We start from the raw sequence: 6,314 nt of genomic DNA, 5'->3' as shown, positions 1-6,314 counted from the left end.
TAAGTGCCAGCGTTCAGCGTTGCGGCAGTGGCCTGAACGATCTGGTCGCCGTCCGACGGCAGCACAACGTCCTGACCTGCCGTAAGAACGGTAACGCTTGACATCTTTTGTCCCCGTGCGGTCTTGGCTTCTCAGCCTGGGCCTTGAACGGCCTTCAAATTTCCTGTGACCTTGCTTAATGATTTCTAAGTGGCAAAAAAACGCCGAAGCAGCGGGGAGCGGTAAATTTCAAGGCCATGCAGCCCTAGTGCAACACTCTCCGCAAAAATCTGAAACTCCGATCGTATACTAATGCCTATACTGGATAGCTCTTGATTGAGAGCCCTTGATATACCTTTTTATAACAAAAAGCCACCATACTTTGATGCCTACAAGTTGTGGAATATCTTGGCCTGTAAAGGCCTGACTGGTGAAAACCCGGGGCATCAAGCCGCCTAAGATTTTGCAAGGTCAATCTTCGTTGTCGTGGCATCTCCAGGCCTCAATTCGCTCATCGGCATCGGGCAGCGACAGAAACCATGAGACATTCAGGAACGCCGCTGGTAGTCCGCCGTTGAAAGTCTCAGCAAAAGGTTTACCGGAGAACTTTCTTGTTCTGATAAAGTTTATCTCGGCATCTTTCATAGACACTCATCAGTGATCCTGCGCTCGGATTAATCACGTCCATTGTCGACCGCAAGTCATAAACCAATATTGAAATATAAATTTCGTGTATTTATACACTCAAAAGGCATATATGGTATAAATTGACGATATGATTTTGTGATGTTGCAAATTTTGCAAGATATATACGCCATATAAGGCTTGGGATTGGTTCACGTCTAACAGATGCTCAGACACAAAGTCCGTCGCTCAGAGCTCGCTCAATCCAACAATCGCTGGTCGCCTCTGGGGTAGCGCCAATTTCACCGACACTAAGACTGCTTGCGCCGGATCATTACGATGAGCGTTTCGAGCGTCCGTACCCCATCGGCCCTCAGCTCACCGGTTTCGCAGAACGAACCCAATCCGGCGTAGACGAGGAAAAGGTTGGGCTCACAACTGAGTGCAGTTCATCGGCTGACGCGTGAGCGCCACACCCAACGGACTGAAGCCATCGATGTCGGAGGCGACGTTTAACGGCACTAATGCCTACGGCAAGCACCTACGCCAGGGATGGCGACATCGCTGACGGCCAACGAACTTGCACTGATTCACGATGGTAAACAGCGACGGTCGCCGATCCTGATGAGTCCGGCGCCGATCATAGCTGGCGGCATCAGGACCTACCCGCGCAGCACCTCGAGACAGGAGAAGGGCTAACCCGCGGCGCACAGGTGATGACAACCGTGCCGCACTGACACGAGCCACCGTCCCTCATCCAGGGGAAAACTTTCTGTGGCTCACTGATCGAGCGGAAGCTGGCTGGGGCGCCAGGATTCGAACCTGGGAATGGCGGTACCAAAAACCGCTGCCTTACCACTTGGCGACGCCCCATCGCGCTCGGCGGAGGTGTGTCTAGACGCAGCGTCGGGTGCTGGCAACAGGGGAAGGGGGCGCTTATGGCTCTTGGCGGCGCGATGGGGAGTGGGACATGGACAGGCGGATCGCGGTGGTGACGGGGGCGGGGTCGGGGATCGGGCGGAGCGTGGCCCTGGCGCTGGCCGGGGCCGGCTATGATCTTGCCCTGGCCGGGCGGCGCGTGGCCCCTCTGGAAGCAGTGGCCGGACTGGCGCGGGCCGCCGGTGCCGCCGCCGAGGCCGTGGAGACGGACGTGGCGGACGCAGATTCCGTGGCGCGATTGTTCGCCCGCGTCGCCGAGCGGTTCGGGCGGCTCGACCTCCTGTTCAACAATGCCGGGGTGTTCACGCCAGGGGCGGCGATCGACACGGTCACCCTCGACGATTGGCGGCGTTCGGTCGACGTGAACCTCACCGGTGCGTTCCTGTGCACGCAAGGTGCCTTCCGGATGATGAAGGCGCAGGATCCGCGGGGCGGGCGCATCATCAACAACGGCTCCATCGCCGCGCAGGCGCCACGGCCGCATTCGGCGCCCTATGCCGCCACCAAGCACGCGATCACCGGCCTGACCAAGGCGACGTCCCTGGATGGGCGCCCCTTCGACATCGCCTGTGGGCAGATCGACGTCGGCAATGCCGAGACGGAGATGACGGCGGGCATCGCCAAGGGGGCCCGACAGGCGGACGGCACTATCCGCCCGGAGCCGGTCATGGATGCCCAGCACGTGGCCGACGCAGTCGTCTACATGGCAGGCCTGCCACTCTCGGCCAACGTCCCGTTCCTCACCGTGATGGCCACCGCCATGCCCTATCTCGGACGCGGTTGAGTTTTGCGCATTGCGCCCGAAACGCCTACAGAACAGCCCTTCGTCGCTTCTCGTCACGAACGTCGTGCCGCCGTGCGCGGACCCGGAAATTTTTGCCCGCCATGCTGATGCAGTCTGAGATCAAGCCGCCGGAGGCGAAGGCCGACCCCGTCGCCCGCCGCCGCACCTTCGCGATCATCTCGCACCCGGATGCCGGCAAGACGACGCTCACCGAGAAGCTGCTGCTGTTCGGCGGCGCGATCCAGCTCGCCGGCGAGGTCAAGGCCAAGCGCAACCGGGTCTCGACCCGCTCGGACTGGATGGGCATCGAGAAGGAGCGCGGCATCTCCGTCGTCACCTCGGTGATGACCTTCGAGTACGGCGACTGCGTCTTCAACCTCCTCGACACCCCGGGGCACGAGGACTTCTCCGAAGACACCTACCGCACCCTGACGGCGGTCGATTCGGCCGTGATGGTGATCGACGCCGCCAAGGGCATCGAGGCGCGCACCCGCAAGCTGTTCGAGGTCTGCCGCCTGCGCGACATCCCCATCGTCACCTTCATCAACAAGCTCGACCGCGAGGCGCGCGATCCCTTCGAGCTCCTCGACGAGATCGAGAAGGTACTGGCCCTCGACGTGGCACCGGTGACCTGGCCTATCGGGCGCGGCCGGAGCTTTGCCGGCACCTACGACCTCGGGAACGGCCGGGTGCGCCGCCTCGACGCCGCCGACGATGCCGGCACCGTGGCGGTGTCGGGCGTCGCAGATCCGCTCTTCGACCAGCTGCTGACCGAGGATGGTGAGGCCGCGACCTGGCGCGAGGAGGCGGAGCTTGCCGAGACCGGGCTGAAGCGCTTCGACCTCGCGGCGTTCCGCGAGGGTCACCTGACGCCGGTGTTCTTCGGTTCGGCCCTGCGCAATTTCGGCGTGCGCGACCTGATCGACGGGCTTGCCCGCTTCGCACCGCCACCGCGCGGCCAGGATGCCGACAAGCGCCTCGTGGAACCCACCGAGCCGAAGATGACTGGCTTCGTCTTCAAGATCCAGGCGAACATGGATCCGAACCACCGCGACCGCATCGCCTTCATGCGGGTCTGCTCGGGGCGCCTGAATCGGGGCATGAAGGCCAAGCTGGTCCGCACCGGCAAACCGATGTCGCTCTCCGCACCGCAGTTCTTCTTCGCTCAGGATCGGGCGATCGCGGACGAAGCCTTCGCGGGTGACGTGGTCGGCATTCCGAACCACGGCACCCTGCGCATCGGCGACACCCTGACCGAGGGCGAGGAGATCGTGTTCCGCGGCGTGCCGAGCTTCGCGCCCGAGATCCTGCGCCGGATCAAGCTCACCGATGCCATGAAGGCCAAGAAGCTGAAGGAGGCCCTGCAGCAGATGGGCGAGGAGGGCGTGGTGCAGGTTTTCCGCCCGCACGACGGCTCCCAGGCCATCGTCGGCGTCGTGGGCGCCCTGCAGCTCGACGTGCTGAAGGAACGTCTCCAGGCGGAGTACGGCCTGCCGATCGACTACGAGCCGACCCGGTTCTCGATCTGCCGTTGGATCACCGCCGAGAAGGAGCCCGAGCTCGACAAATTCATCGGCAGCCACGGCTCCGCCATGGCGAGCGACCTCGACGGGGCGCCGGTCTTCATGGCCACCACGGCCTTTTCCTTGCGCTATGAAGAGGAGCGCGCTCCGGACGTGCGCTTCAGCGATATCAAGGACTATCAGAAGCGCGCGGTGTAACCCAGGCCATCCAGCGCCAAGCTATCGCGACGCAGCAGACAGTATCCCAAAATCTTCGCCCGCATATCCCCGCGGCTGAAGACAAGATCGGCAAAAGGGATTAGCGTCGAAGGCATTCGCTCTCGGCGCAACCACGCACGGGCATGCGCGGCAGGATTGTGTTCGCAAGGACTTTAGTCTTGCCAAGACGGGCTCGGGCGACGCAGTCGTGAGCATCCTCCCTGCGCGAGGGCTTGAGCCATGACGACCCTTCCGGTTCACGATTTCGGCCATAGCATGGACCGTCCGGTGGTGAACGCCATCGACGGGCATGACATCACGATGGCGCTGCGGCGCGGCATCGATGATTTCCTGGCGATGCCGACCCACGCCCTGTTCATCGGGCTCATCTACCCCATTGTCGGCATCGTCCTGGCCACCGCCGCCTTCGGCACCGAGATCCTCCCCCTGGTCTTTCCCCTGGCGGCGGGATTCGCACTGATCGGCCCCTTCGCGGCAATCGGTCTCTACGAACTGAGCCGTCGCCGCGAGCAAGGGCTGTCCACCGATTGGGCCTACGCCTTCGCCAACCTGACGCGACCGGCAGCGAGCGCCCTTGCCGGGCTCGGACTGCTGCTGCTGGCGGTTTTCACCTGCTGGCTGGTGGCGGCGCAGGGGATCTATTGGGCGCTCTACGGAACGAGCGTGCCGGAGTCCATCTTCGCCTTCGCAGAAGACGTACTGACGACGCCACGGGGCTGGGCCCTGATCGTCATCGGCAATCTTGTGGGCTTTGCCTTCTCCCTCGTGGTCCTCGCGCTCAGCGTGGTCTCGGTGCCGATGCTCGTGGACCGGGACGTCGATATGCTGACCGCGATCGAAACCTCGCTCGCCGCATTCCGGCGCAATCCGCGGACCCTGACGGCCTGGGGCTTCACCGTCGCCGGCCTGCTCATCCTCGGATCGTTGCCGCTCTTCGTTGGCCTCGCGGTGGTGATGCCGATTCTCGGCCACGCGACCTGGCACCTCTACAGGCGGGTCATCCCCGCCTGATGCGTCGGGTGAGCCGGATGAACGGCCCCCGGACGCGTCATCATTGCCCGGCCTTGCGATCAGGCAGCGGTCAAGCGCTCGTGTGACGCGCCGACGCTGTCGGCCCATCCGCCGACGATCGGGAGCGAGAAGGTCCGCACCGATCGTGCCATCCGACCAGGCGCAGACCGACGCGGGATCGACGTCAGAACTTTCCCAACATCGGGAAGTCGATACTCAGGGCCGATTCGGTGGCCAGCGGCGCCTCGCGCCGGCGTGGCTTGCGGTTGATGACCTGCTTCAGCTTGGCCTTCAGCACCGACATGTCGAAGGGCTTGAGGATGAAGGCGTCGGCGCCGGCCTGGTGGGCGAGGTTGATGTCCTCGAAGTCGAACGAAGCCTCGGTCAGCAAGAACGGCGTGTTCATCAGGGCGTCGTCCGCCCGGATCTCTCGCAGGAACGAGAGGCCGTCCATCGGCTCCATGTCGAGATCGGAGATGACGAGCGCGTAGCGCCGCTCCCGCATGCGCTCGAGGGCTGTGACCGCGTCGGTCACACCCTCGACATCGGGGAAGCCGAGCCGGTTCATCAGCAGGATGACCAGCTTGAGCAACTTCTCCTGGTCATCGACGATGAGGATCGAGGGCGTATCGCTCATGACATTTCACGGGTTTGAGGACGGGGCGACGACGGCGCGCCACGCAACCGCAGCATCAAACGAAAAGGTGGTCGATGCCCTGCTTCGTCATCGACTCCGCCTGGAGAGTCGCCGCGAGGGCATGGATCGCGATGCCCTTCGGCGTTCCGCGCTGGAACATCGGGAGCAGGTTGGCCTTCTGGAAGATCGCGTCGTTGACCGGCCCCCGGATCCCCGTGGTGAAGGAATTTACGAACTCGCGCTTCAGGATCTCGCGCCATTCCACGATCTGGACGTCACGATGCCGCGAATCGTTGCTGATCCGGGCGAAGGTCTCGCTGACCGAGGTCCGCTCGCCCTCGATCACCTGAGCAGCGAAGTTCTGCTCGATCAGCAGGAAGCTGGTGATCACCGAAAATTCGTTCTTCTTCTGCGCCTGCCGCGTGATCTCGCCGATCTGCCGGGTGCGCGTCGCCGCGTCCGCCGCGAGGTTGAGTCGCGAGAAGTAGATCAGATGGACGAGGGTCGACCGTTTGGCTCTCATGATTTCGATCCACCACCTTGTTCCGGCGACCTTAGACGAGACGACGATAACGGCGCGTAAACGACCGCGCCTGCG

6 protein-coding genes and 1 tRNA gene are annotated in these 6,314 nt (G+C 63.0%); 3 read left to right on the top strand and 4 right to left on the bottom strand.

What is annotated here, in order from left to right; translation table 11 throughout:
- Window positions 1-450: 450 nt before the first annotated feature.
- Both AC0IY1_RS08425 and AC0IY1_RS08420 read right to left on the bottom strand, forming a co-directional pair.
- A complete protein-coding gene (locus tag AC0IY1_RS08425) occupies window positions 451-624 on the bottom strand; it encodes an integrase core domain-containing protein (protein WP_471768847.1) in 174 nt (57 codons plus the stop codon).
- A 777-nt stretch (window positions 625-1,401) separates the two neighbouring features.
- Window positions 1,402-1,476 (bottom strand) — tRNA-Gln (locus AC0IY1_RS08420).
- Between the two features lie 97 nt (window positions 1,477-1,573).
- Here AC0IY1_RS08420 and AC0IY1_RS08415 point away from each other — a divergent pair.
- From AC0IY1_RS08415 to AC0IY1_RS08405, 3 genes are all read left to right on the top strand, one after another.
- The gene (locus tag AC0IY1_RS08415; protein WP_471768845.1) at window positions 1,574-2,326 is read left to right on the top strand and encodes an SDR family oxidoreductase; all 753 of its coding nucleotides are present in this window, start codon (window positions 1,574-1,576) and stop codon (window positions 2,324-2,326) included.
- Window positions 2,327-2,427: 101 nt separating this feature from the next.
- Complete coding sequence (locus tag AC0IY1_RS08410; RefSeq protein ID WP_055951380.1) at window positions 2,428-4,047, top strand: peptide chain release factor 3; 1,620 nt, start codon at window positions 2,428-2,430, stop codon at window positions 4,045-4,047.
- Window positions 4,048-4,287: 240 nt separating this feature from the next.
- Complete coding sequence (locus AC0IY1_RS08405; RefSeq protein ID WP_471768843.1) at window positions 4,288-5,079, top strand: DUF2189 domain-containing protein; 792 nt, start codon at window positions 4,288-4,290, stop codon at window positions 5,077-5,079.
- Window positions 5,080-5,263: 184 nt separating this feature from the next.
- Here AC0IY1_RS08405 and AC0IY1_RS08400 read toward each other — a convergent pair whose 3' ends face one another.
- Both AC0IY1_RS08400 and AC0IY1_RS08395 read right to left on the bottom strand, forming a co-directional pair.
- Window positions 5,264-5,716 (bottom strand): response regulator, encoded by a 453-nt coding sequence (locus tag AC0IY1_RS08400; protein WP_055951374.1) that lies wholly within the window; start codon window positions 5,714-5,716, stop codon window positions 5,264-5,266.
- A gap of 55 nt (window positions 5,717-5,771) precedes the next feature.
- Window positions 5,772-6,239, bottom strand: a complete 468-nt coding sequence (locus tag AC0IY1_RS08395; RefSeq protein WP_055951371.1) for a BLUF domain-containing protein — start codon at window positions 6,237-6,239, stop codon at window positions 5,772-5,774.
- Window positions 6,240-6,314 lie beyond the last annotated feature (75 nt).

The sequence above is a fragment of the Methylobacterium sp. AC690 genome (assembly GCF_979256535.1).
Note: the sequence above shows the minus strand (reverse complement) of the source record. Positions and strands in the feature narration are given on the sequence as shown.

Excerpts from the sequence above, each read along its gene's own strand:
- AC0IY1_RS08425 (WP_471768847.1), bottom strand. The coding sequence starts at position 624 with ATGAAAGATGCCGAGATAAACTTTATCAGAACAAGAAAGTTCTCCGGT.
- AC0IY1_RS08415 (WP_471768845.1), top strand. The coding sequence starts at position 1,574 with ATGGACAGGCGGATCGCGGTGGTGACGGGGGCGGGGTCGGGGATCGGG.
- AC0IY1_RS08410 (WP_055951380.1), top strand. The coding sequence starts at position 2,428 with ATGCTGATGCAGTCTGAGATCAAGCCGCCGGAGGCGAAGGCCGACCCC.
- AC0IY1_RS08405 (WP_471768843.1), top strand. The coding sequence starts at position 4,288 with ATGACGACCCTTCCGGTTCACGATTTCGGCCATAGCATGGACCGTCCG.
- AC0IY1_RS08400 (WP_055951374.1), bottom strand. The coding sequence starts at position 5,716 with ATGAGCGATACGCCCTCGATCCTCATCGTCGATGACCAGGAGAAGTTG.
- AC0IY1_RS08395 (WP_055951371.1), bottom strand. The coding sequence starts at position 6,239 with ATGAGAGCCAAACGGTCGACCCTCGTCCATCTGATCTACTTCTCGCGA.